The organism is Sinomonas terrae (genome assembly GCF_022539255.1).
Taxonomy (GTDB): Bacteria; Actinomycetota; Actinomycetes; order Actinomycetales; family Micrococcaceae; genus Sinomonas; species Sinomonas terrae.
In genome coordinates this window covers 3,015,527-3,040,357 of the sequence record NZ_JAKZBV010000001.1, presented here as the reverse complement: position 1 = coordinate 3,040,357, position 24,831 = coordinate 3,015,527, and the positions used below count along the sequence as shown (strand labels likewise).

The 24,831-nt window shown below is 67.5% G+C and carries 17 protein-coding genes; 15 read left to right on the top strand and 2 right to left on the bottom strand.

Annotation, left to right across the window (positions count from 1 at the left end; all coding sequences use genetic code 11):
- Positions 1-113: 113 nt before the first annotated feature.
- The 8 genes from L0M17_RS14055 to L0M17_RS14020 all read left to right on the top strand — a co-directional run bounded on the left by L0M17_RS14055 (position 114) and on the right by L0M17_RS14020 (position 12,740).
- The gene (locus L0M17_RS14055; protein ID WP_241054693.1) at positions 114-2,729 is read left to right on the top strand and encodes a helix-turn-helix transcriptional regulator; all 2,616 of its coding nucleotides are present in this window, start codon (positions 114-116) and stop codon (positions 2,727-2,729) included.
- Entirely contained in the window at positions 2,692-5,430 is a 2,739-nt protein-coding gene (locus tag L0M17_RS14050; RefSeq protein WP_241054692.1) for a helix-turn-helix transcriptional regulator, read from the top strand. The genes L0M17_RS14055 and L0M17_RS14050 overlap by 38 nt, the downstream gene beginning before the upstream one ends.
- A gap of 557 nt (positions 5,431-5,987) precedes the next feature.
- Positions 5,988-6,980 (top strand): NAD-dependent epimerase/dehydratase family protein, encoded by a 993-nt coding sequence (locus L0M17_RS14045; protein WP_241054690.1) that lies wholly within the window; start codon positions 5,988-5,990, stop codon positions 6,978-6,980.
- Complete coding sequence (locus L0M17_RS14040) at positions 6,977-8,185, top strand: DegT/DnrJ/EryC1/StrS family aminotransferase (protein ID WP_308196882.1); 1,209 nt, start codon at positions 6,977-6,979, stop codon at positions 8,183-8,185. Before L0M17_RS14045 ends, L0M17_RS14040 begins: the two co-directional genes overlap by 4 nt.
- The gene (locus L0M17_RS14035) at positions 8,182-8,847 is read left to right on the top strand and encodes a NeuD/PglB/VioB family sugar acetyltransferase (protein ID WP_241054687.1); all 666 of its coding nucleotides are present in this window, start codon (positions 8,182-8,184) and stop codon (positions 8,845-8,847) included. Before L0M17_RS14040 ends, L0M17_RS14035 begins: the two co-directional genes overlap by 4 nt.
- Positions 8,844-9,971: a DegT/DnrJ/EryC1/StrS family aminotransferase gene (locus L0M17_RS14030; protein ID WP_241054685.1), complete on the top strand. Its 1,128-nt coding sequence runs from the start codon at positions 8,844-8,846 to the stop codon at positions 9,969-9,971. Before L0M17_RS14035 ends, L0M17_RS14030 begins: the two co-directional genes overlap by 4 nt.
- A 306-nt stretch (positions 9,972-10,277) precedes the next feature.
- Positions 10,278-11,678, top strand: a complete 1,401-nt coding sequence (locus L0M17_RS14025; protein ID WP_241054683.1) for a sugar transferase — start codon at positions 10,278-10,280, stop codon at positions 11,676-11,678.
- 69 nt (positions 11,679-11,747) lie between these two features.
- A complete protein-coding gene (locus tag L0M17_RS14020) occupies positions 11,748-12,740 on the top strand; it encodes an NAD-dependent epimerase/dehydratase family protein (protein WP_241054682.1) in 993 nt (330 codons plus the stop codon).
- A 13-nt stretch (positions 12,741-12,753) separates the two neighbouring features.
- Here L0M17_RS14020 and L0M17_RS14015 read toward each other — a convergent pair whose 3' ends face one another.
- Entirely contained in the window at positions 12,754-13,791 is a 1,038-nt protein-coding gene (locus L0M17_RS14015; RefSeq protein ID WP_241054681.1) for an alkaline phosphatase family protein, read from the bottom strand.
- Between the two features lie 779 nt (positions 13,792-14,570).
- On the opposite strand from L0M17_RS14015, the gene L0M17_RS14010 reads away from it, so the two are divergent.
- Genes L0M17_RS14010 through L0M17_RS13990 form a run of 5 tightly spaced genes read left to right on the top strand, consistent with a single transcriptional unit; the run spans position 14,571 to position 20,900 of the window.
- Positions 14,571-15,320 carry a hypothetical protein gene (locus L0M17_RS14010; RefSeq protein WP_241054680.1) on the top strand — a complete coding sequence of 250 codons (750 nt, stop codon included), beginning with the start codon at positions 14,571-14,573 and terminating at the stop codon, positions 15,318-15,320.
- Positions 15,321-15,328: 8 nt separating this feature from the next.
- Complete coding sequence (locus L0M17_RS14005; RefSeq protein ID WP_241054679.1) at positions 15,329-16,417, top strand: hypothetical protein; 1,089 nt, start codon at positions 15,329-15,331, stop codon at positions 16,415-16,417.
- Between the two features lie 13 nt (positions 16,418-16,430).
- Entirely contained in the window at positions 16,431-18,548 is a 2,118-nt protein-coding gene (locus tag L0M17_RS14000; protein WP_241054678.1) for a glycosyltransferase, read from the top strand.
- Positions 18,545-20,449, top strand: a complete 1,905-nt coding sequence (locus L0M17_RS13995; RefSeq protein ID WP_241054677.1) for a hypothetical protein — start codon at positions 18,545-18,547, stop codon at positions 20,447-20,449. Before L0M17_RS14000 ends, L0M17_RS13995 begins: the two co-directional genes overlap by 4 nt.
- On the top strand, positions 20,439-20,900 hold the full coding sequence (locus L0M17_RS13990; RefSeq protein WP_241054676.1) for a hypothetical protein: 462 nt from the start codon (positions 20,439-20,441) through the stop codon (positions 20,898-20,900). The genes L0M17_RS13995 and L0M17_RS13990 overlap by 11 nt, the downstream gene beginning before the upstream one ends.
- Here the strand turns inward: L0M17_RS13990 and L0M17_RS22730 are convergent.
- Positions 20,897-21,622 (bottom strand): glycoside hydrolase family 16 protein, encoded by a 726-nt coding sequence (locus L0M17_RS22730; RefSeq protein ID WP_241054674.1) that lies wholly within the window; start codon positions 21,620-21,622, stop codon positions 20,897-20,899. The genes L0M17_RS13990 and L0M17_RS22730 overlap by 4 nt on opposite strands.
- Positions 21,623-22,339: 717 nt before the next feature.
- On the opposite strand from L0M17_RS22730, the gene L0M17_RS13980 reads away from it, so the two are divergent.
- Both L0M17_RS13980 and L0M17_RS13975 read left to right on the top strand, forming a co-directional pair.
- Positions 22,340-23,149: a glycosyltransferase family 2 protein gene (locus tag L0M17_RS13980; protein ID WP_255732013.1), complete on the top strand. Its 810-nt coding sequence runs from the start codon at positions 22,340-22,342 to the stop codon at positions 23,147-23,149.
- Position 23,150: 1 nt separating this feature from the next.
- Positions 23,151-24,137: a glycosyltransferase family 2 protein gene (locus L0M17_RS13975; RefSeq protein ID WP_241054671.1), complete on the top strand. Its 987-nt coding sequence runs from the start codon at positions 23,151-23,153 to the stop codon at positions 24,135-24,137.
- The last annotated feature ends 694 nt before the right edge of the window (positions 24,138-24,831 follow it).

Sequence of the window (24,831 nt, the reverse complement as noted above, 5' to 3'; positions counted from 1 at the left end):
GAGGGGGGAGGCTTGCGATGCTGCGGGATGCCGCTGTCTCGGTTCAGTTGGGACGGTCTGCGAAGGCGACCACTGACCCGACTGAACGGCAAGCCGAAAGGCTCCGATGGGCGATGCTCGTGCGACAGGGCGAGCTGGACTCTGCAACTCGGGCACTCAAGGATCCGGACTCGCTCGGTACCGTCGTGACCGGGCCGCCCGGTGTGGGGAAGTCCTTCCTCGCGAGTGCCGTCCTCTCCTCGCTCGGCACGAGCGTCTACCCGCTCCGTCTCCGCACGTCGACTACTGGCCCATCGGGGCCCTACGCATGCCTCGGCGCTCTCCTCGCGCGCCTGCCCCACGGTGCGTCCTCCTCGCCCACAGGGCTTCTTCTCGCCGTCGAACACATGCTGCGGGAGGATGCAGCCGGACGGCCCGTGGTGCTCGTCGTCGAGTTCGGGGGCGCGATCGATGAGGCGAGCGTCGGCGTCCTTCTCCACCTGCTCTTGAGCGGCACCGCCCGCCTGCTCGCCGTCGCCCAGCGCGCCACCGACCTCCCCGCGGACTTCCTGCGGCTCGTGCGTCGCGGCCGGCTCGTCGAGATCCCGCTTCACGGCATCGGGATGCCCGAGACGAGGCGCCTCGTCTCAGCGCTCGTCGACGGTCGGGTTGCCTCCTCGGCGGTAGGCGAGCTGCACCATGCATGCGGTGGCAACCCGGCGGCCGTGCAGGGGATTGTGCGCCGCGAGCGCGCGACGGGAAACCTCCACAAGCGGCGCGGGGTGTGGACCCTCGAGGCCGTGGTCCAGCCCGAGCAGGGGAGCGGCACGGATGAGATCATCCGGGCTCGTTGGGCGCGTGAGCCGCAGGACGTGCGCGAGGTGATCGAGCATCTCGCCGTAGCGCGCCGAGTTCCGATCGCCGGGCTTGCCAGGCTCTTCGGTTCCGAGGTGCTCGTCGACATGGAGGATCGCGGGATCATCGCTGTCGACGCTTCGGAACACCGTTGCGCCTACCTCCGTGAGCCGCGGATGGCAGAGCTCGTCCGCGAACGGCTCGGACCGGACCGGCACCGGGAGCTCGCCTCGCTCACGTCGCTCGGGGGCGCGCCCGAGGAGTCCGGACTCGACCGAGAAGACCTCGTTTCCTACGTCGAATGGTCGCTCGATATCGGCAGCAAAGTCGGCCCCGAACTCGTGGTCCATGCGGCTCGCGTTGCGGTCAGCCTGTTCGAGCCGCTTCGGGCGCTGGACGTGCTGAACCGAGCAGGCGAGCTGCCCGAGACTCTCAGGACCGAGGCGGCGTTCCATCGCGCCTCCGCCCTCTCGCTCCTCGAGCAGAAGGAAGAGGCGCTCGGAGTGCTCGATGAGCTGCCCGCGGAAGCCGTCGAGCGGCTCGCCCCGGTGGCTCGAGCGCGCTACGCCGCAGCGAAGTCGGAACTCCTCTCATGGCTTCCGGAACGCGGCGAGGCCCGCGAGCCGCTCCATGAAGCGTGGGATGCCTTCGCCCGGACCACGGCCGGAGATCCCGCCGTCCTTCGCAACGCGGCAGAGATCCTGGACCTCGCCGAGTTCCGCGTTCGGGCCTTCCAAGGGGATTTCTCGCCGATCCTCGACGCCCTCGAAGCTGCCTCGCACCGTGCCGGCTCGAGCGAGGGCTTCCGGCGCGAAGCCTCGCTCCTTCTCGCGCAAGGCTGGGCGGCGTGCGGCCGTGAGGCAGACGCCGCAGCTCTCATCGCGTCCCTGGGACTCAACGCGCCCCAGCACATGGACGACGACGGCTACGTGGCCGCAGCCTTTGCCGTCTGGATCGCGAATGGCGACTGGAAGCGCTGCGTCGACCTGTGCGAGCGCTATGTGGACCGCGGCGGGCGGCGGCTGAGCCTTCGGGGAGGCCTCGCCGAACTGTTCCTCGCGCTCCCGCTTGTCATCGCCGGGCGCGCTAGCACGGCCCTCGGCCCGCTCCTCAACGCAGTCGCCCAGCTCGAGGAGTTTCCGGCCCTGAACGCCCTCCCCACGGCATACGCGGCCACAGCGTTCGCGTATGCGCAGCTCGGAGACACCGGGGAGGCCGAGCGGTGCCTTGAACGTGCGAGGGCCACCAACGGCACCGCCCCATGGCTCTTCGTCCACCTCGCCGAATTCTCCGAGGGGATGGCCCGCCGCTGGCTCGGCGACGCCGGGGCATCCGAGTTCCTCCTCGCGCACGCTGCAGACGAGGAAGCAGCGGGCAGGGTTTCGGCTGCGGCTGAAGAGGTCTTCGGAGCGAGCCTTCCAGGCACCGAGCGGGACTTCTTATGGGTAGAGCGCCTCGCCCATCGACGGCAGGGACCGCTCTCGCATCTCATGGCCTCGATCGCTGCAGCGTCACGGCGCAAGGATCCCGAGGCGCTCCTCGAGGCCGCAGAGGTGGCCTACGGCATGGAGCTCGACGAACTCGAGGCACGCTGTGCCGCCCTTGCGCTCGACTTTGCGCGAGATCGCAGCGATTCCGCCGCTGCGGGCCGCGCGCAGACCCGCTTGGACCGGCTCACACGCGTGCTCCCGATGCTTCCGCTCGTGCCGCAGGTCCCCGCACCCGTCCTGACCGAACGCGAGCGGCAGATTGCGGTCATGGCGGCCTCGGGGGCGACGAACCGGGACATCGCGGAGGCGATCGGGGTTTCAGTGAGAACGGTAGAGGGCCACCTCTACCAGGTCTTCTTGAAACTCGGTGTCGCGTCTCGAAGCGGACTCGACGGACTGGTCTGACGTGGCCGCGAACATGGGGGTGCAGTTGGCGGGGACTTCATCCATCAATGAAGCAGCGCGGGAGGACGTGGCGGTCGCCGCGGCCGAGGCCCTGCGGCGGGACGGGCCGGCAGCGGTCCTCGTCGTGGGCGAAAGCGGCTCGGGCAAGTCCCATCTGCTCGGGCGGATCGTCGCAGCCCTCGACAGCACCGTCGAGATCCTGCACATCCACACAGGGCGCAGCCTGCGCTCGATCACCTACGCGGCCCTCATCGAACGCCTTCCACCGCTCGGCCCCGAAGAGGTGAAGGACCGGATCGGCGTCCTCCGGGCGCTGTGGACCGAGCTGGACCGGATCGCTGGCAAGGAGCGCCGCCCCGTCGTCCTCGTGGTCGACGACGCCCAGGACCTCGACGACGGATCCGCAGGCCTCATCGCGGAGGCCGTAGCGTCGTCGTGGGTCAGGCTGTTGGCCGCGGGTACCTCCCGCGGAGGGCTCCCGCGGGACTTCCTGGACATGTGGCACGACGGGATCGCGGAGCGGGTCGAGCTCGGGCCGCTCAGCGTCGACGAGGCGCGTTCGGTCACCCAAGGCCGCCTCGGCGGCCGGGCTTCGCTCACGACGGCGAATGTCCTCCACACGCTCAGCGGCGGGAATCCGCTTCACCTCCTCTCGCTCGTCGACGAGGCCCTCGCGGCTGGGACGCTCGTATGCCACCAGGGCATCTGGGTCCTCACTGGTGGGTTCGCGAGCCGCGGCGAGGCGCTCGCCGAGACGGTCCGCAGCTCGATGGAGCAGCTCAGTGCGGCGGACCGGGATGCCCTCATGCTCGTGGCCCTGACTGAACCGCTGCCCCGTTCGGCTGCCCGTGCGCTCGTCGATCGCGACGTCCTCGACAGGCTGGGTGACCTGGGTTGGTTCGTGGACGCTGGGAACGAGGGCCTCCGGATCCGGTTCCCGCTGGAGGCGGACGCCGTGCGCCGCATGACGACGGCAACGCGTCGCCTGCACATCTATCGCCGGGCGTTCGCGCTGGGCGGTGACGAGATCCGCCAGCCCGCGAACGAGCTGCGCCTGCTGGAGCTCGCGCTGGACACGGGTGCCACGCTCCCCGCCGCGGAACTCGTCCGTGGCGCTGCGTCCGCGGTCCGCAGCTTCCGAAACGAACTCGGCCTCCGGGCGGCGTCGCTCATCGACAGCGGAACCGAACGGTCGCTCGCGCGAGGCCTCGTTGCCCGCGCCCACCTCAACCTCAACAACCCGCACGCCGCACTCGCGGAACTCGACGTCCAGCCTGCCAACCCATCGGACGCACGCGATGTCCTTGCGGGCTCGCTCGTGAAGTTCAGCGCCCGGGTCGCCGCGCGCGAGCTGGACAGCATCGACGACGACATCGTGGCGCTTGAGCGCGCTGCGGAGCTCGTGGACGGACACCTGGGAATCAGCCTGCCCTTCGGGCCCGGGGCCAAGGAATCCGTGAACCGCAGGGCGCGGCTCCTGCGGGCTCTCGTCGCCCTCGAACGCGCAGACTTCGCAGCAGTCTCGGAAGCAGTCGCCCGCGACGGCCGCCTCCCGCAGGCCGCGGCTGCCCCGCTCGTCGAGCGAAACATCTGGCTCTTCCTCGAAGCCGACGCCCAGCTCGCCGCCGGCAGCTATGAAACAGCGGCTCGCACCGCGGCGCTCGCACTCTCGGAGCGCAGCGGGGACGACGAGCATTTCCCCCTCGAGGAATTCGGGATCGTCCGTTACCTGTGTGCGGCCCTCCTCGCGGGCGACTGGGCGAGCGTCAATTCGGTCGTCCACTCGTACCAGAGCGGACACGTTCGGCATACCCTCGTGTTCGGCCCCGGCGTCTACTGTGCCCGTGCCTACGCGCTGCTCCGGCAGGGCCGCGAGGAGGAAGCCCGGGCACTCCTCCAAGACGTTGTCGAGAACCTCGAGCTGTTCGATCCGCTGCACGTGCTGGGCGTCGCCCACGCCTTTGCGGCGTGGGCCGCAGCCGCGGGTGGCCACTCCGCGGAGGCGCAGGACCGTCTCGCCCGCGCAGAGCAGACGGGCGACGTCGGCAGCGCAGCAATGCGCGAACTCGCCGCCATGCACCGGGCCGGGGCACGGGAGCTCCTCGAACCGGGCGCGGGGCTGCCGGAGCTCGATGCCATCGCTGAGACGGATCGCGCTGCCGGGAGGCCCGGCTGGGAGTTCATTGCCCGGGTGCTCGCATTCGAGCTCGGGGCCGCGGAGCCCACGGAGCGCAGCGTCGAGCTCGCGGGTGCCGTCGAGGGCCCGTGGGCCGCTGCCTGGGGCGAGTGGGCACGCGCGGCCGCGACGGGGAGCGGCGACGGCTACATGAACGCTGGCGAGCTGTTCCAGAAGCTTGGCCTGTTCCGTCGCGCCCGCGCCGGGTACGCGCGTGCGGCTGGCTGCTTCGACAGCGCTGGCGAGAGGGCGGCCGCGCGCCGTGCCGGGGCTGCGGCACGGGCCTGCGAGGGGCTGCCCGGATCGGGCGACGCCGGTGAGCAGGAAGAGGCGATGCTCGCCTCGCTGCGTTTGAGCCGCCGCGAGCAGGACGTCGTCGACCTCGCCGTCGAAGGCCTCAGCGACCGGCAGATTGCGGACCGGCTTCACCTCTCGGTCCGGACCGTCGAAGGGCACCTGCACCGCAGCTACGCGAAGCTCGGCATCCGCAGCCGCGACGAGCTGCGGGACGCGGTCGAGGAGTGACTTGGGTCGAGGAGTGACCCTGAGTCGAGGAGTGACCCTGGGGTTGAGGAGTGACCCTGGGCTGAGGAGTGACCCTGCACGAGTGAACTGGGCTGCTTGAGGGGCGCTGGCTGACGCGCCCCTGACAGGCGTGCCCCAGACCCTTTCCTGCCGTTCCATAGGGCTCGGATCTATAGGCGTGCTCGGATCTATAGGGGTGCTCGGATCTATAGGCGTGCTCGGAGGCGGTGGGAATGCCGTTCGAGTACTTGCCCCGTGCCGTTGGTCGTGACTAGGCAGTGGGCGCGTGGTCCGCCGGGTATCTCCTGCGTACCGGGCAAGGGTTCCCCCTCGGAGGGGCCGTGCAAGCTCGGGTACCGACTACTGGTGACCTCTTTGGGCCGCTCGACTGTACTGGTGCATGTGAGGGACCGGTGCATGTGAAGGGCCGGTGCTTGTGAAGGGCCGGTGCATGTGAAGGGCCGGCGAACAGCACCGGCACCGTCCGGGAGCCGGAGCCGGGCTCATCGACGGAAACGGTTTCATCGAGAATGGCGCAGTCAGGCAGGAGGCAGGGCATGACCGTCTTGGCAGGAGCACGCGTGCTCGTTACCGGGGGAGCGGGCACCATCGGCTCCACCATCGTCGACCAACTCCTCGAGGCGGGGGTCGAGCACGTTGACGTCCTCGACAACCTCACCCGCGGAAGGCTCGGCAACCTCGATCACGCTCTCGCGACCGCAAGGGTCAGGCTCATCGACGGCGACCTTCGGGACCGCGACACCGTCCACGACGCGACGGTCGGAAAGGACCTCGTCTTCCACGAGGCTGCCATCCGCGTCGCCCAGTGCGCCGAGGAGCCCCGGCTCGCGCTCGAGGTCCTCGTCGACGGGACGTTCACCGTGCTCGAGGCGGCGTCCCAGCACGGCGTCGACAAGGTCGTCCTCGCGTCGAGCGCGTCGGTCTATGGCGAAGCCAACGAGTTCCCCACCCCTGAACGGCACCACCACAACAACGACACCCTGTACGGGGCGGCGAAGAGCTTCAACGAAGGCCTCGCTCGGAGCTTCCGGGCGATGTACGGGTTGGACTTCGTGGCGCTCAGGTATTTCAACGTGTACGGGCCCCGGATGGACGTCCACGGGCTCTACACCGACGTGCTGGTCCGGTGGATGGAGCGGATCGCCGACGGCCGGCCTCCGCTTGTCTACGGCAACGGCGAGCAGACCATGGACTTCGTCTACACAACCGACGTGGCGCGCGCGAACATCTACGCGGCCGAGTCGGCCGTGTGCGAGGGCGTCTACAACGTCGCGAGCGGAAGCGAGACGAGTCTGCTCGCGCTCGCGGTAGCCCTCCTGGACGCGATGGCTTCGGACCTCTCGGTCGAGTTCGGGCCGGAGCGCAAGGTCAACGGCGTCGCGCGCGGGCTCGCAGACACAACCGCAGCCGCACGCGATCTCGGTTTCCGAGCGGAGATGCCGCTCGACGAGGGGCTGCGTCGCCTTGTCGCCTGGTGGCGGCCGCTCCGCGAGGAGATCGCCGCGGCCAGAGTGGTGGCGGCGTCGTGAGCGCCCTCGAGGAGGCCGACGCGGCCGCGAAGGTCATGGAGTCCGGCTGGCTGGCTGAGGGCCCCCGGGTCGCCGAGTTCGAGCGCGAGTTCGCGGCGGCGCAGGGCGTGACGCAGGCGGTGGCTGTCTCGAGCTGCACGACGGCGCTGCACCTTGCCCTCCTCGTCGCAGGGGTCAAGCCGGGGGACGAAGTCGTCGTGCCCTCGTTCTGGCTCCAAGCTCAAGGCCACCGCTTCCACCAAGCAGTCAAGCCGGGCGACGAAGTCGTCGTGCCCTCGTTCTCCTTCCTCGCGACGGCTAGCGTGCCCCGGTGCGTGGGCGCCGAGCCGGTCTTCGCCGACGTCGACCCCCTGACCGGCAACCTCACGGCTGAAACCGTCGCCGCCGTCCTCGGTCCGCGGGTGAGCGCCGTCGTCGTCGTCGACCAGGGCGGGCTGCCAGCCGACGTCGGCCCTCTCGCCGAGCTCTGCCACGCCCGCGGCGTCGTCCTCATCGAAGACGCGGCGTGCGCCGTCGGCTCGCGGTACCGCGGGTGCCCAGTGGGCATCGGCGCGGATGCCGCGGCCTGGTCCTTTCACCCGCGCAAACTGCTCACCACGGCCGAGGGCGGCATGCTCACGACCGACCGCAAGGACTGGGCCGAGCATGCCCGGCGCCTCCGGCAGCATGCGGCGAGCTTCCCGGCGGCCGAACGGCACGAGGCCGTCCGCGCGCCGGCAGAGGAGTACGCCGAGCTCGGCGACAACTTCCGCATGACCGACCTCCAGGCGGCTATCGGGATCGTCCAGCTCAGGCGCCTGCCCGCCATGGTCGAACGGCGCCGCGCACTCGTCGCCTCCTACCGTGCGGCGCTCGATGGAGTTCCCGGGCTCAGGTTGATTGAGGACCCGCCCGAGGGCGAGTCGAACTTCCAGTCGTTCTGGGCCGAGGTCGACGCCGATTTCCCCCTCACGAGGGACGGCCTCCTCGACGCGCTCGCGGCCGAGGGCGTCTCCGCCCGGGCCGGGATCATGGCGGCTCACCTCGAGCCGGCCTTCGCCGGGAAGCCCCTTCGGGCGCCGCTTCCCGCAACCGAGCGGCTCACGGCCCGCACCCTCATCCTGCCTCTGCACCACGAGCTGGGAGAGGAGGGCGTGGGACGCGTCGCCGACGCTCTCCGCCGCGCCGCCCGGACGCCGAAGGTGCCCGAGGGGGAGCGGAGGTGACCGAGCTGCTCCTTGTTGCCGCGAGCGGACTGGCCCGCGAGGTCATGGCGCTCGTGCGCGGCGGAGACGACTTCGATCTCCTCGGGATCCTCGACGACGACCCGGTCCGGGTAGGGAGCGTCCTCGACGGCGCGCACGTGCTGGGTCCGCTCGCCGAGGTCGGCAAGCACCCGAGCGCGCGCGTTGCGGTCTGCGTGGGCAGCGGCGCGGTGCGGGCGGACATCGTGCGCCGGTTGGGGGCGCTCGGGCTCCCGCCTGGCCGGTTCGCGACGATCGTGCATCCGAGCGTCGCGATCCCGGAGGGCTGCACGGTGGGTGAGGGGAGCATCCTGCTGGCGAATGTGGTGATGACGGCGGCGGTCTCTCTCGGGCGGCACGTCGTAGTCATGCCCGGGGTCACGTTCACCTACGGGGACGTCGCGGACGACTACGCGACGTTCGGTGCCGGGGTATCGCTCGGCGGTTCCGTCGTCGTCGGCCGCGCCGCCTACCTGGGGATGAACAGCAGCGTCCGGCAGCGCATTCGGGTGGGTGCGCGCGCTGTGGTCGGCATGGGCGCGGCCGTCGTTTCGGACGTGCCCGAGGGGCAGACATGGGCCGGCGTTCCCGCCAGGCCCCTCGCACAGGGCGCCCAGGTGGTGGGAGGCAGGGGAGAGTCATGACAGCGGAGGCGCAGGCAGGCCGTGTCCAGAGGGTTCCGTTCGTGGACCTCGTGGCCCAGCAGCAGGAAGTCAGCTCGGACGTCGTGCCCGAGGTGGTGCGCGCCCTGGACACGGGCGCGTTCATCGGCGGCCCGCAGGTCACAGCGTTCGAGGAGGAGTACGCCGAATTCGTCGGCGTGCGCTCGTGCATCGGTGTGGCCAATGGGACGGATGCGCTCGAGCTCGCCCTGCGGGCGGTCGGGGTGGGGCCGGGCGGCGAGGTGATCCTGCCCGCGAACACGTTCGTGGCAACCGCGGAGGCCGTGGTCCGGGCAGGTGCCCGTCCCATACTGGTCGACGTAGACCCCGAGACCCTCCTCATCGACACAGACAAGGTGGGCCGGGCGGTGGGGCCTAGGACGCAGGCCATCGTCCCGGTCCACCTTTTCGGCCAGACCGCGCCGGTCGAGGCACTCGTGCCGCTCGCGGCCCACCGGGGCCTCGCGCTGGTCGAGGACGCTGCCCAGGCCCAGGGGGCCCGGCACTATGGGCGCTCCGCGGGCGCCTTGGGGCACATCGCGGCCACGAGCTTCTATCCCGGGAAGAACCTCGGTGCGGCCGGCGACGCGGGCGCGGTCACGACCAACGATCCGCTCCTGGCCGACACGGTGCGGCTCCTCGCCACGCACGGGAGCGCGGTGAAGTACGTGCACGAGATCGTGGGCTTCAACTCGCGCCTCGACGTGATCCAAGCGATCGTGCTGCGGGCCAAGCTTCGCCGGCTCGCCGAGTGGAACGCACGACGGCGGGCGGCGGCACGGCTGTACGAGGAGCTTCTCGACGGGGTGCCCGGGGTACGCACGCCGCACAGCCGTCCCGGGAACGAGGACGTCTGGCACCTCTACGTGATCCGCGCCGAGGACCGGGAACGGATCCAGTCCGCGCTCGCGGGCGCCGGGATCGGGACCGGAATCCACTACCCGACGCCCGTGCACCTGACCGAGGCTTTCTCCTACCTCGACTACCACCCGGGTGACTTCCCTGTCGCCGAAGAGGCGTCCATGCAGATCCTGTCACTGCCGATGTTCCCCCACATCACGCCCGAGCAGCAGGAGCTCGTGGCAGGGGTGGTGCGGGGATGCTGAGGAAGGGCAGCCTGAGCAGCATGGGGCAGTGAGCGCGTGGTCCGTTGGGTGCCTCCTGCGTACTGGGCAAGGGTTCCCCCTCTGAGGGGTCGTGCAAGCTCGCGTACTGACTACTCGTGACGCGCTCGGTCGGTAGGGCTTCACTGGTTGGTGTGAGTCACCGGCAGCAGCACGGGAACTCATTTGGGAAGCCAGGAGCAGGTCATGTCGGTAGGCGCAGAGCAGAACATCCCACGCTCCGTCCCATCGTGGCGGCGCTTAAGATCCTTGTCGGTTCTCGGCGCGAGACTCCTTTCAGTTCTCGGCATGCGGCCCTCGGGCGCGCGGATCGCGCGTTCGGCTAGGGCTCAGGCGTGGCCGAAGCGGTATGCGTTCTACCTGCGGGTCGCGGACTCCGCGATAGTCCTCGCAGCCGTGGTCGCCGGGCTCCTCTTCGGTGGTGCGGGTCCCCGGACGGCTGTTGCGCTCGTGGTCATCGCGGTGGTGTGGCCGGTGGCGCTGGGTGTGTACGGGAGTCGTGACGCGTCGGTGTTCGGCATCGGGGCGGAGGAGTACCGGAGGGTCGTCGCGGCCTCCATCGAGCTCTTCGCGGTCCTGGCCATTGCGGCGCTCCTGCTCTCGGACTGGCTCCCGGCGCGGGTTCTGGCGTTGGTCTTCGGCTCGGGCGCGCTGGGGTTGTTGGTGGTGCGGTGGTCGAGCCGGCGGTGGCTGAACGCGCAGCGGCGCAGTGGGCTGTGCCTGACTCCTGTTGTCGTGGTGGGGGAGCCGGAGGATGTGCGGTATGTGGTGCGGCGGATCACTGCCAGCAGCGCGGCGCCGTACAACGTGCTGGGAGTTGTGCTTCCGGGGGGTCGGCGGGGACAGTCGTTGGCCGTGGAGGGGGAGCGGCTGCCGGTGCTGAGCTCGACGGACGACGTGGTGCGCACGGTGGCGCTGAAGAAGGCGGCCGCAGTGATCATCGCGGGCCCGATCCCTGGGGGGAATCAGTATGTGCGGGAGCTGGGCTGGAGTCTGGAGCAGTACGGGACGGAGCTGGTGCTCGCTTCGACGTTGACGAATGTGGCCGGCCCGCGGATCCATTGGCGTCCGGTGCAGGGGCTGCCGCTGATGGAGGTGGACCTGCCGCGGTATTCGGGGGCCACGCAGGTGCTCAAGCGGGGGATGGACATCGTGCTGGCGGTAGGGGCGCTGGTGGTGCTCTCGCCGGTGCTGGGGGTGCTGGCGCTTCTGGTGCGGCACGATTCGCCGGGCCCGGTGATCTTCCGGCAGGAGCGGATCGGCAAGGACGGTCGGGCTTTCCGGATGCTGAAGTTCCGGTCGATGGTGGTCGGTGCGGAGGCGCAGCCGGGGATCGAGATCAACGATGATCCGCGGGTGACGCGGTGCGGGCGGTGGATGCGCCGCTACTCGCTTGATGAGCTCCCGCAGTTCGTGAACGTCTTGACGGGGGAGATGAGCCTGGTCGGGCCGCGGCCCCCGCTCGCCCCGGAACTCGGAGGGCACGAAGCCGAGGAGCAAGGCCTTCCCGTGCACCGTCGTCGGATGCTCATCACTCCCGGGCTCACCGGCTTCACCCACTTGGCGGGGCGATGGGACCTCGAGTGGGACGACGCCGTCCGGCTCGATCTGTACTACGTCGAGAACTGGTCGCTCCTGGGCGATCTCATGATCCTGTGGCGCAGCTTCCGCGACATCTGCCTTCGCTGAGTCATCAGCGAGGACGCAGCTCAACCCCGGAAGAGGCCTGACGCAGAGTTTCCAAAGGAGGATTCAGGGATGACGGTTTTGGCAGGGGCCCGCGCGCTGGTCACGGGGGGAGCCGGCACAGTCGGTTCTACGATCGTCGACCAGCTCCTGGACGCAGGCGTCGAGCACGTCGATGTCCTCGACAACCTGAGTTCGGGAAGAATCGCCAACCTCGGCCATGCTCTCGCGACGGGAAGGGTCCGCCTCGTCGAGGGTGATCTGCGGGACCGCGACAGGGTGCACGACGTGACGGTCGGGAAGGACCTCGTATTCCACGAGGCTGCGGTACGCGACACGCAGTGCATTGGGGAGCCGCGCCTCGCGCTCGAAGTCCTCGTCAACGGGACCTTCAATGTGCTCGAGGCGGCGTCCCAGCACGGCGTCGACAAAGTTGTCCTCGCCTCGAACGCCTCCGTCTATGGCAGGCCCGGCGAATTCCCAACCTCCGAGCACCACTGTCCCAGGATTGACACGCTGTACGGGGCAGCGAAGAGCTTCACCGAGGGCCTGGCCCGAAGCTTCCGGGCGACGTACGGGCTCGACTACGTTGCACTGCGCTACTTCGACGTATACGGGCCGAGGATGGATGTGTACGGGCTCTACACGGAAGTGCTCGTCCGGTGGATGGAACGCATCGCGGACGGCCGCCCGCCTCTGGTCTACGGCAACGGCGAGCAGACCATGGACTTCATCTTCACAACTGATGTCGCGAGGGCCAACGTCTATGCCGCCGAGGCGCCCGTGCGTGAGGGCGTCTACAACGTCGCGAGCGGCATCGAGACCAGTCTGCTCGCGCTAGCGGTCGCCCTCCTGGATGCCATGGAATCCGATCTCGCGGTCGAGTTCGGCCCCGAGCGAGAGCCGGACGGCGTCGCGCGGCGGCTCGCCGACACGAGGGCGGCGGCACGGGATCTGGGCTTCTGGGCCGAGACGCCTCTCGACGAGGGGCTGCGCCGCACCGTCGCCTGGTGGTGCCCGCTCCGCGAGGAGATCGCAGCCGCCAGAGTGGTAGCGGCGTCGTGACCGCCGAGCCCCTTCAGGACTCGTTGTTGAAGACGTCCGTCCCGAAGGCCTTGAGGCCGGGGGCGCCGGCGTAGCCGAGGCGGGGCAGCGAGAAGATGTCCTCGATGGTGGCCAGAAGGCTGTAGTGGTTGTAGGGCGTGTCCGAGGTCGTCCCGCCCTTGATGAAGGGCGAGAGCACGAGGGCCCCGATCCTTCCGCCGGCCGTACCGCCGGGCAGGAGTCCCTCGGGCCCGACGTTCGTGCCGTCTGCTTCGTCGAAGGTGATGACGAGCATGCCGTCCTGCTTGTACGCCGGGGAGGCCAGGATGGCCGGGACCTGCTGGCGCAGCCACGCGTCCGCGCTGGCAAGCCCGCCTTGTGAGCCGTCCACGCACGGAATGTCATGGCCGTCGTCGCAGAGGTTCGGTGAGATGTACGAGAGGTTGGGCGTCGTGCCGACTGACTGGAGGTCCCTGGCGAGCTGACCGAACGGGAGGACGTTGCTCTGGCACTGCGGCGACGCGGTGATCGACTCGAAGTACACGAACGGATTGTGGCGGGTGGCGTATTCGTCGCCGACCTTGGCGCTGTGGTGGTTGTCCTTGGCCCCGAGGGTCGGGTGCTCGCAAGGGGTCTGCATGTCCTCCATGTAGGCCTTCCAGCTCTTGCCCGCTGTCGTGAGCTGGCCGGCGACGGTGGGGACCGAGGAGGGATACACACAACCGGTTCCCTGCAGCTGATCGGAGGCGCCGCTCCCTGTCTGCTGGAACGGGGCATAGACCGTGCAGTCGCCCTCCGTTGCTGAGTTCGGCCCCTGCCCCGAAATCTGGGCAATGTAGTTCGGGGCCGAGTGGTGGGCGATCCCGTAGTACTGGGAGAGCAGGACACCCTGGGAACGCAGGTCCTTGGACAGGTACGTGGCCACCGAATCGGAGCCCCACGTCTTCAGGTAGTTCTTGTTCTCAAGGTTGATCACGAACACGTGCCCCACATTGCGAGGGGCTGACTCGGCGGTCGAGGGCGAGGACACGCAGCCCGTCAGCGCTAGGACGACGGCGGCTGCAACAACCAACCACGCATGCCATCCCGTCGCCTTCTGACCTTGGCTTTTGGTGATCTCCCGCGTCATATCATTCCGGCTTTCCCGTTTGCGCCGACTCCAGCGTGAATCGACGGACAGCTGTGGCAGCAAAGATGTACGAATCGTCCCAGCGCGACCCCGAATCCAGTCAGCCTCAAGCCCGGACGGCAGTCACATCATCAACTGCTAGAACTGTTGCACAACATTCAGGGAATTGCCACGGAGAAAGCCTATGAATGCCTTGGACGCTTCGGCGTGCCCATTCCCGCAGTCTTCGGCTTCGGGGCTCTGATCCGGGTCCTCCAGGTGGACGCGGCGACCAGCCCTCGGTATCACTTGTCGGGCTGGTTGAAACGCCTCATTCCGCACGGCTCCGGGAGATTTCGCCGTGTGGGAACCCCATTACTAGGTACACCTGCCCGGGGCTGTCGGCGCCTGACCTCTGGCTTCGCGTACCGGCTACTCGTGTACGGCGACAGGGCGGTCAGTAGCATTGCCAGAGGACGATCGATTTCCCGAGGGTGATATGTGCGCACCTCTCGGGAACGTGCTGACGCGAGGTGAAGCGGTGTCTGTTCCGTATTTAGCAGGAGCCATTCAGGGGAGTGCCTGAAATGGTGTGCTTAGGGGAGCAGCTCAGCTATCACGGGGATAATTTGTGCCCGCTTCAGGGAGTAATTGCGAATTTCTCCGCCGTGATTTCTGCAGGTGAGGTGACCTATAGCCTCGGCTTCAACTCCCAGCCTATCCACGAGCGGGGGGAACTGACGATGGACTGGAGACCGCTGGGGAAACGGATCCGCGCACTGGGCTTCGCCTCCGTACTCGTCCTGCCGGTGACTGGGAGCTCGCTGGCCCTGCCGCCGCATGCCGGCCCCTGCCAACCGTCGACGAGCACGCCGACCGACGGCTATCCAGGCAGGGTGGTGGCCGCTGACAACTTCGAGTCAGGAACGATGTCGGGGCACGCCGTGGAGACGAGTGGGACGGGAACGGTGTCGGTCTCCTCGGCCCGGGCTCACACCGGGACCTGCTCGGCGTACTTGCACGCGACGGCGGATCCGGGATCGCTCGCGGACTTTTCGACCTCCCTGCCGCCCGGCACGCGGGAGGTCTACGCCGATGGATGGTTCGACATCGTCCAGGCCGGCGTGACGAACGACGACGTCCCGTACTTCCGGTTCTTCTCGGACGCCACCCGCTTCGTCGACGTCTACCGGCACAACAGCAACGGCCAGCTGTGGCTGAGGATCCTCACCCCCGACGGATCCTTCGCCTACACGTGCCTCATGGCCTCCAGCATCTCTTTGGATGCGTGGCACCACATCGCTGTGCACGTCGTCTCCGACGGGCGCACGTCAACAGTTCAGGTGTGGTTCGACGGTTCCCGGGTGTACTCCAGCTCGCAGGTGAGGACAGTGGCCTCGTCGGTAACAAGCGTGCTGAACGGAGCCGAGCATTTCCAGCAGATGGAGGACACCTACATTGACGACCTCGTCGTAAGGAGCGTGATCAGTTGAGCCGGACCATGAGCAGCGCCGTGCGCGTGACTCAACCCCAGAACAGCCTGAGCTTCGACATTCATGGGCTCGTGGGAGTCCATGTCGAGCCGGGAACGCCGGGAGAAGCGCAACTGCGGGACATGCTGTCCCCGTTTGTGGGCGATTCCCTAGCCGCCAGCCGGTTGCGCGTCGGTGCCGACTACAGTTCCTTCGCGGACCAGTCGCGTGCCGAGGACGCCTATCGCTACACAGACAAATCGCTTTTCATCCCTGAAGACCGGGTCCAGATCGTCCAGACAGACGAGGGGTACCGGGTCGAGGGCCGAGGCGAGCTTCTCACAGCGGTCATTCCGCTGCTGGACCGGTTGTGCGTACAGGAGAAGACGGCGATGGTCCATGCGGCGATCGTGGACTTTGGCGGCGCCGGAGTCCTGCTGCCTGCCTGGGGAGGCGTCGGGAAGACCAGCACTGTAGCCAAGCTCCTCGCTCTTCCGGGGGTCGGGTTCATGGCTGACGACTGGGGCTTCCTCAGCTCGGACGGAACGCTCCTGAGCTACGCGAAGCCAATGTTCATCAAGCCGCACCACCGGGACATCTATCCGGAGCTGTTCCAAGGATCCAGAAAGCCTCTGGCACCAGGCTGGCTCACTCCGACGATCTCGCAGATGGCCACAGCAGTCCACCCAGTGATCGTCCGGTATCCGCGGACGGCCTCGTTCACCCGACGCTGGTCGCCTGAGCATCGGATGGTGCACCCCGAGGAGGTCTTCGGTGCCGAGAGGATCTCGTCCAGGGCCCCGGCACAGATGGCCATGTTCCTGGAGCGCTTTGGCGGGGACGACGCCCAGCTGGAACAGGCAAGCCTCGAGTGGATGACCTCGAGAATCGTGGGGAACTTCCACTCCGAGCTGCCCATGGTCTCGCGCCGTCTGATCGAGGCCCTCGGCGCCACGGGTCTCGTCCCCCTGCAGGACCATTTCGGCCAGAAGGCCGCAGTCGTCCGGCAGGCACTCCAGAACGTGCCCTGCTGGCGGCTGCGCCTTCCCAGCTCATGGTCCGCAGACCGGGCCTCAGACTTCGTCTGCCAAATAGTGCGTTCCAGGCTGGACCGGTAAAGGGGGGACGGCGATGGACGAATCGCCCGTGCTTGATGTCTCGGTGGTAGTTCCCGCGCGCAATGCCGAAAAGTGGCTAGCCCGTTGCCTGCAGTCGATACGCAGGCAGCATCCGAGGGAGATCATCGTCGTGGACGGGCGCTCGACGGACGCCACCGTCGAGATCGCCCGTTCGTACGGCGCCCGCATCATCTCCGATGAGGGAAACGGGCTGCCCGCCGCCCGGATGATGGGGGCGCGGACCGCCGTCTGCGGCGTTGTTGCACTCATAGATTCCGATGTCATCCTGCCCACTGGTGCTCTGGGCAGCCTGCTGAACGAATTCGAGGAGGGCGGCTACGACGGGCTCCAGTTCGGCCTCGTCAGCGAAGCCGACGGGCACGGATACTGGGGCGCGGCGCTCGCATGGCACCACAACCACAGCCGCGTCCGTTCTTGGTTCGGGGTGTGCGCCACGCTCATGCGGCGTGACGTCCTGATGGACATCAGGTTCGATGAGACGTTCAGCTCGGGCGAGGACATCGAACTGCGCATCCGTCTGGAGAACGCGGGGCGAAAGATCGGCGTCTCCACGACCACCCTGGTGAGGCACCAGTTCGCTGACAGCTTCGATTTCGCCCGGGACCAGTGGCTGCAAGACGGAGCCGGCCTCGCCTTCACGATCCGGAAGCATCCGAGGAGGGGCGGCTGGCTCCTGTTGCTGCCGCTCCTGGCAACCGTGCGCGGGATGGGCCTGTCGCTCGTCCACGCGCCTCGATTCCTGCCCTACTGGGTGTGCTTCCTGCTGTACAACTACCGCTCCATGGTGTCGGGCCTCCTGCACACCGCTCCCCAAGGACTCTCGATGGGGGGAAACACCGCGTGGCTCTCCGCCGCCCGTGTGGCCCCGATGGTGACAGGCTTCCTCTTCTGGGGCCTCGCTGCCTTCCTCCTGCCGCCGGCCCAACTCGGCTTGGGTTCCGCGGTTGTCTCTGCGGCGCTGCTGACGGTCCAGCTCGCACTGCTGGGTGTGGGCCCCGCGATCCTGACGCTCCTCCCAGGCCAGGACGACGGCGGGCGACGCCTGACGGCGACAAGCCTCCTGGTGGTCGGGGCGTCGTCGTTGGCCGTCTCCGCGGGGCTCGTCGTCGTGACCCGCGCGCTAGGCCCCGGCGTCGGCGAGGCGTGGGGCAATCCGCTCGTCCTGTGGGCCTTCCTCGTCGCTTCCGTCTTCGCCGGCGTCGCATACCAGTTGGACCACATCGGAGTGGCACAGTCCCGGGCCGACCTCGCGATGCTGCGCAGCCTGCTCCAGGGCCTTGTGCAGCTGGGGGCGTTGGTCGTCTGCCTCGTGGTCGGCTACCGGAACGTGGGTGCCGTGGTCGGAGCCTTCGCGGTTGGCGCGGTGGCGAGCGTGATCCTTGGAATCCGCCTGCTGGCCCGGGCCGGTCTTTCGCCGTTGTGGAGGGAGGGGATCAGGCTTCCGGAGGCATGGAAGCTGCTGCGGCGCGGATTGCCCAATCACGCCCTCATGCTTGCGGACCGGGCACCCGGCTATCTCCTTCCACTGATCCTGGCCGCTACTCTGAGCGCCTCGGCCACCGCGTCGTGGTACATGGTCTGGATGCTCGCGTCGGCGGTCTTCTTCGTACCGCAGTCAGCCGGCTACTCCCTCCAAACCAAGCTCGCGAGGCCGGACTCGGGGTTGTCCCTCGTTCAGGGCGCACTGCGCATGAGCTTCATGCTCACCGTTGCGTCGGGTGTGCTGCTGCTCCTCGCCGGGCCACTCGTGCTCTCGGTGATCGGCCCACAGTACGGGCGGGCGTGGGTGCTCCTCCTCCTGCTCATCCCTGCGCTGGTCCTCTGCTGCGTCACGCAGGTCTACTACGGGGTGTGCCGGGCCACGGGCCGCTTGGGTGAGGCGACCTCCGTTGCGCTGCTCGCAGCGCTCATGGCCGTGCTTCCCGCCGTCGTCGTGGCGCAGAACTTTGCGCTCACAGGCGTCTCCGTCCTGTGGCTGCTGGCCCAGACTGCGGCCGCGCTGGTCGCGGCGCTGCGCCTGCGGAGTATGACGACGGCGTCGCGAAGTGCGGTGCCCTTAGAGGTCGCGCCACCGGGCCTCACCGGATCGAACAGATTGGAGCCGCGATGACTCCGGAGGACCTCTCCCTGGTCGCTGATCCTCCCCTGATCAGCCCCTATCGCACCATCCAGGTGGAGCGTCACCTGGTGTCGCCGGCCCACCGGAAATCGCGCGGCGAGGTGTGGCGCGGCTACACCAGGCGCGCCTCCTACAGTTGGGCCTTGGCGGCTGTCGCGCTAGCGGCGTTGGTGCTCGGGGTCCGGTCCCTGCTGCAGGTCGATGTGCAGTCGATCGGAGCCTTGGGGCTCATCAGTGCTTTGCCGCCCAGCTACTTCCTCGCGTTGGGGCTCGCTCTCGTCGGCTTCGTGGCTACTGTTGCGCTGCACAAGGCTCGCCCCGCACTTCTGGCGCTCCAGGTGCTCGTGCTGATAGTGGTCCTGCAGGGGGCCGACTCGATCATCCACGAGCTGCCTCGGCTCGAAGCAAGCTATCGTCATCTGGGCATCGCCGACTACATCGCCCAGAGCGGCCAGCTGGATCCGCGGCTCGACGCCTACTTCAATTGGCCCGGCTTCTTCGCACTGCTGGCGATGCTCTCCGGCTCCACGGGAGCCCGAGATCTGACCAGCGTGGCGACCTGGGCACCTGTTGGAGTCAACATCCTCATGATGGTGCCGCTGCTTGCGCTCGCTACGAGAATGACCTCGAACTGGCGGCACGCCTGGGTGTCCGTCTGGATGTTCTACCTCGCCAGCTGGGTGGGCCAGGACTACCTGTCTCCTCAGGCCTTCGCCTTCCTGCTCATGGTGATCTTGCTGGCATGCGTCCTGACGGTCTTCGGCGGGTGGGCGTGGCCGGTGACCAAGCACCGCCTCCTCGCCCGACTGAGCCGGATCGTGACCGTGTTGGATCCGGCCATTCGCTTGCGGTCACGGGCTGGGCTTCCCCGCGGCGACCTGGTTGTGCTCGGGGTCGGGTGCACTCTGTTCATCGTGGCAATGACGGCGGCCCATCAGCTCACGCCCTTCGCGGTCGTCCCGGTCTTGGCCGCGTTCCTTCTCACGGGTCGTCTTCGGTTGAAGATGCTGACGCTCCTGGCGATCGTGGTCCCGATTGTGTGGCTTGCGGTGATCGCCGCCCCGTATACGGTCGGCCACATCGATTCACTCATCGGGTCCCTCGGCGAGCTCGGCCAGACGACGTCGAAAGCCGTCACCGGCAGGATCGCGGGCAGCGATGAACACCTCTTCGTCGTCAACACGCGTCTCGCCGAAACAGCGCTCGTCCTCATCCTGGGATCGATCGGAGCGGCGGTGGCGCGCGGGCGCCGTGTTTCGTGGCTCACCGCCGCCCTCGGCGCCGGCACGCCCGTCGTCCTCTATGTGGTCCAGCCCTACGGCGGCGAGCTCCTGTTGCGCCTGTACATGTACGGTCTGCCCTTCGCCGCGTCCCTCATGGTCGTGCCGCTCATGCGGAAGAATGCTAGCGCGCTGGGGTGGATACGCGGACTCGGCCTGCTCCTGCTCAGTGCGGTGCTGGCCATGACCACGATCGTCTCGAGGTACGGAAACGACCTCGTGGAGAACTTCACCCCTGACGAGATCAACGTCGTGAACCGGCTGTACCAGGTCGCGCCGCCAGGCTCAGTGCTCGTCGAGGCGGTCCACAACACCCCGTGGAGATCCAAGGACTATGCGAGCTACGACTACGAGACCCTGCTCTCCGCCAAGGCGCAGGCGACCGCGAGCCGGCTCACGTGCGGCACGGTGGAATGGCTCGGTCGGTCTGCGGGAGCCTACCTGATCGTCACCAAGAGCCAAGTGGATGAAGCAGAGATGCTCGGCATCGGCCCCCAGGGAGATGTGAACGCTTTCCTGAGCACCTGCGGAACCAAGCCCAGCTGGTCTTTGGTTTATCAGAATGCCGGGGGAGTCATTTACCACATTCAAGGGGCGGGCAATGCAAAATAGACGTCTTCTGCTCATCGGTGCCATTGCAATTCTGACGGCGGCCACCATCCCCTTCTCGTTTGTTGGCGCGCCGACGATCAGACTTGCGGTGATCGGGTTGTTCCTCCTCGTAGGGCCCGGCTCCGCTTTTGTCCTGATGCTCAGGCTGACCGCGGAGTCGAACCGCTTCGGCAACCTGCTGACGCCTCTCCTTGGCTCGATGGCAATCGGTCTGAGCCTCGCGATCTCGCTGACCCTCGCCACGGTCATGGTGTATGCGCGCCTCTGGAACCCGTCCGTAGGCGTCGCCTCTCTGGCGGCCGGGACCTTGATTCTGCTGGCGTTCGATGCGATCAGGCACGGGTTGCGCATTCCGGTTCGGATCCCCGGCCGAAGCGGTGGGGCTTCCCAGAGCGCTGGCACTTCACAGAGCGCTGGCACTTCACAGGGCGCTGCAGCTTCACAGGGCTAGCGCAGCGCCCAGATCGCAACCCAGTCAACGTACAGGTGGCCCTGAGTCTTGGGGTTCGGGCACGTCGGAAGGCAGGACTCGGTCTGGAGTATGTAGTGCATGGGCACGTCAGGCACCCCCGACGTGCTCGCGCCGATCGACTTGCCGTTGAGGAAGAATTCCACGCGGCCCGGAGTCCACTCTATCGTTGCTGTGTTCCAGGTCTGGAATGACGCATCGGTTTGGAAAGTCGCCGAGGCCGATCCTTGGTTCGACCCTGTGCTGTGAAGGGCAGCGAAGAATTTGGCTGACAAATCCTGTTCCGGGTAGTCGATTTCGCCGTCTCTCGGCCATATCCCGCTGTCGGGCCACAGCAGCCAGGCAGTTTTGAACCCTGGCACGGCATCAGACCTGAATCGGACGGAGTACATCCCATACATTTGGCTGTCGTAGGGCGGCTGGTTGTCTCCATTGATTTTCGGCGCGGGTGCGGCTCCCATAGAAACCCCTCCCTCCGAATGCAAGTACATGTCCAGGACGCCATTGTGGACGCTCAGGACTTTGGATGGGTAATAGCCCGACCTGCCGCCATTCTTCTGCCCTGCCGTGTCGGGGGTTCCGTCGAAATAGTTGGCGCTCCATTTGGCGCTCAGCGAGCCGGGGAAGCTGCCGAGCGGCACATCGCCCTCCGTGAAGTCGTCGGCGAATACTTGCTTCCAACCGGGCGGGTCGCCGAGCGGCACTGCCTGCCCGGAGAGCGACGTCGGGTCGTACCTCGTGAGGGCGGCGCTCGGGTCGGTGTCGACGGGGGTGGGAGCCGGGCTGCTTGGGCTGCTGGCGCTGGCTGGGCCAGTTGCCGACGCCGCGCTACCTGCCGACGCCGCGCTACTTGCCGGCGCTGGGCTGGTCACTCCGGCTGGGCTACTTGCAGGGATCGGGCTACTTGCCGGCGTCGGCGCACCGCTCTTCGCCCCTTCTCCGTTTGGTGTCGGCGCGCCGTTGGAGGCCAGCGAAACGACCCCCCAGACGATGCCTGAGAGCACCAGGAGTGAGACAAGGAAGCCTGGTAGGAATCGTCGCCATGCCTTCTCCACTACCGCCTCACTCCCTCTTGCGGTGCGCCTGAACGCCTCTTCGAGTGACCGCCGCGCGACTCCAAGTACCTAGGGGACCGATCGACGCGTACCCCCTTGGCGACCCCGGAAGTAGTGGCTTGGGGCGGTTCCAAGTACGACGGGTACGAACTACTCGTGACACTCACTTGGACGGATTCTACGCTCAAATGTAGAGGCAGCGGCAGGGAAAACCCCATTGAGCGCAGACGCGTGATTATGGCCTGATCCCGAGGTTGCTTCCTATTTTAGTTTCCGATCAGCGGGCTTTTCTGGGGAGGCCTGCGCGTTGATGAAGTGGTGAGGCTTGTGTCGATTGCCAGCCAAGTTCCGGTTTCTTTTCCTCAGATGGAAATGTCTTCGCTGGCGTCGGTCAGTGTGGTCATTCCGACATTGAACGAAGCAATGAACCTACCCTGGGTGCTTCGCCGTATGCCGTCGTACGTGGACGAAGTCATCATTGTGGACGGACGTTCCACCGACCTCACGGTCGACGTCGCGCGATCCGTTCGCGTCGACGTCGTGGTCGTTGCCGAACCCCGGAAGGGGAAGGGGATCGCCGTCCGCTCCGGATTCGCCGCCGCAGCCGGCGACATCATCGTCATGCTCGACGCGGACGGCAGTATGGACCCCCGCGAGATCGGGTGGTTCGTGGCTCCTCTCCAGCACGACTACGACTTCGTGAAGGGCTCGCGGTACGTCACGGGCGGCGGCTCGGAAGACCTCACCTGGCTGCGCAGCGTCGGCAATCGGACGCTCACGCAGCTCGCGAACACAGTTCTTCACAGTAACTACTCCGACCTCTGCTACGGCTACATCGCCTTCCGACGCCAGTGCCTCGAAGTTCTCGAGCTGGAATCGGACGGGTTCGAAATCGAAACGGAACTGATCGTCCGGGCGGCCCGAGCCGGCCTGCGCATCGCGGAAGTTCCGAGCATTGAACTCTCTCGCATCTCGGGCGACTCGAATCTGCGGACGTTCCGCGACGGGTGGCGAGTGCTCCACACCCTCGCCAAGGAATGCGCAACGTGGGACGCACCGACCGCCGGTGCCCGTCCAGAATCTCTCCGCCGGGTTAAGTACATGTACCCGAACGTGCGCTTCCCCCGGACCCCTACCGATCCGAAGAGCCTGCTCTCGCTGACGGAAGGAATCTAGAATGCCGCCTGTACCTGAATCCCCTACGGTTTCGGTCGTCATCTGCTCCTACACCATGGAGCGCTGGGACCTGCTCGTGAATGTCATTGAGTCCGTCCAGGCGCAGACGTATCCCGCGCAGCAGATCCTCGTGGTCGTCGACCACAACCCGGACCTGTACAAGCGCCTCATGGAGACGGTGCGAGACGCAGTCATCGTCGAGAACTCCGGACCCCAGGGCCTCTCCGGGGCCAGGAACACAGGGGTGGGCTTGGCGACTTCGGAGCTCGTGGCCTTCCTCGACGACGACGCTGAGGCGGCACCCGATTGGCTCGAGCACCTCGTCACGTTCTACGACGACCCGGACGTCCTGGCGGTGGGCGGCCGTGCGGAACCCGTGTGGGAGGCTGGGCGCCCTGCGCACTTCGCGGAAGAGCTCGACTGGATCGTGGGCTGCAGCCACCGCGGTCTGCCCAGGGTCGCGTCCGAAGTGCGGAACGTGATCGGTGCCAACATGTCGTTCCGCCGTGACGTCCTCCTCCAAGTCGGCGGCTTCAATGTCGCGCTTGGTCGGCAGGGATCTGTGCCGCTCGGCTGCGAGGAGACTGAGATCTGCATCCGCTCGACCATAGGCACCCCAGGAACCCGTGTGGTCTACGAGCCCGCCGCCGTCGTGCACCACTTCGTGCCCGCGGCGAGAGGCACGCTCAGGTACATGCTGGCCCGCTCGTGGTCTGAGGGGATCTCCAAGGCCCAGGTGAGCCAGCTCGTCGGGCAGAAGCGGACGCTGGGGGCTGAACGGCGCTACGTGAGGCGCGTCCTCCCGCGGGCGGTCCTCTCCGGGCTCGGCGAGTGGGTCTTCGAACGCAACCTCGGCGGGCTCAGAAAGGCCGGTGCCGTGGTCGCCGTCCTTGCCTTCACGACCGCTGGCTACGTCCGGGGACGTCAGCTCGTGCACGCCGAAGCCGAGGTTTCGGCACCGCTGAGGGCCCAGTGGCGGGAAGCGTAGTTCCCGTGCTGGACACTGGCCTCGTGCTGACCACCGCTCCACGCTGACGGCGGCCACGCGTTACCACTGCTTCGCGTTCACCGCTGGCTCACGGTAACCGCTGCCTCACATTCACCACTGTCCCGTATTGCACCGCTCCCGCCGCTCTCCTGCCCCTCCGGCAAAGACGCCGGAGAGGCTCGGGAGCGACGGGCCCGGGCCCTGCCCACCCGCGGGAGGCGAACCGGACGACGACGCCGGGTCCCGCCGTCGTCCGATGCTGGCCTCTCCCGCGAGGCCCTTCGGCCTGCGTCCCTCAGGTCTGGAGGCTGCCCCTGGGTGGCCAATCTCGGAGTGTCCGCCAGCCCGGCGCTCTTGAGGCCAGGGCCCGATATTCGTTGGAGGCCCGGAGCCGGTATTTCGACCGGTTCCGGGCCTCTTCGGCTTCTGGACCTGTTCTCGGCTTCTGAACCGTTTCCAAGTACTCGCCGGACCCCGGCACATGAGCTGCGTAGTGCGTCCGCGTACTCATAGGGAGCCTTTCTGCGTACTCGCCGGAGGCCTCCATCCTGCTGCCCTCGGAAGCCGGGTACCGACTACTGGTGACCCCGTCTCATTCCCTCGGTGTACTGGTTGGTACGAGGTTCGGTATTTGACCGTAGAAAGCGGCGATAACGCACCTCAGAGGAATTCGCGCAGGCTCTTTGGCGTCCGC

What these genes read in the sequence shown, in the direction of transcription:
- L0M17_RS14055 (WP_241054693.1), top strand. Translation starts at nt 114, where the DNA reads ATGCTCGTGCGACAGGGCGAGCTGGACTCTGCAACTCGGGCACTCAAG.
- L0M17_RS14045 (WP_241054690.1), top strand. Translation starts at nt 5,988, where the DNA reads ATGACCGTCTTGGCAGGAGCACGCGTGCTCGTTACCGGGGGAGCGGGC.
- L0M17_RS14030 (WP_241054685.1), top strand. Translation starts at nt 8,844, where the DNA reads ATGACAGCGGAGGCGCAGGCAGGCCGTGTCCAGAGGGTTCCGTTCGTG.
- L0M17_RS14025 (WP_241054683.1), top strand. Translation starts at nt 10,278, where the DNA reads ATGCGGCCCTCGGGCGCGCGGATCGCGCGTTCGGCTAGGGCTCAGGCG.
- L0M17_RS14020 (WP_241054682.1), top strand. Translation starts at nt 11,748, where the DNA reads ATGACGGTTTTGGCAGGGGCCCGCGCGCTGGTCACGGGGGGAGCCGGC.
- L0M17_RS14010 (WP_241054680.1), top strand. Translation starts at nt 14,571, where the DNA reads ATGGACTGGAGACCGCTGGGGAAACGGATCCGCGCACTGGGCTTCGCC.
- L0M17_RS14005 (WP_241054679.1), top strand. Translation starts at nt 15,329, where the DNA reads ATGAGCAGCGCCGTGCGCGTGACTCAACCCCAGAACAGCCTGAGCTTC.
- L0M17_RS14000 (WP_241054678.1), top strand. Translation starts at nt 16,431, where the DNA reads ATGGACGAATCGCCCGTGCTTGATGTCTCGGTGGTAGTTCCCGCGCGC.
- L0M17_RS13995 (WP_241054677.1), top strand. Translation starts at nt 18,545, where the DNA reads ATGACTCCGGAGGACCTCTCCCTGGTCGCTGATCCTCCCCTGATCAGC.
- L0M17_RS13990 (WP_241054676.1), top strand. Translation starts at nt 20,439, where the DNA reads ATGCAAAATAGACGTCTTCTGCTCATCGGTGCCATTGCAATTCTGACG.
- L0M17_RS13980 (WP_255732013.1), top strand. Translation starts at nt 22,340, where the DNA reads ATGGAAATGTCTTCGCTGGCGTCGGTCAGTGTGGTCATTCCGACATTG.
- L0M17_RS13975 (WP_241054671.1), top strand. Translation starts at nt 23,151, where the DNA reads ATGCCGCCTGTACCTGAATCCCCTACGGTTTCGGTCGTCATCTGCTCC.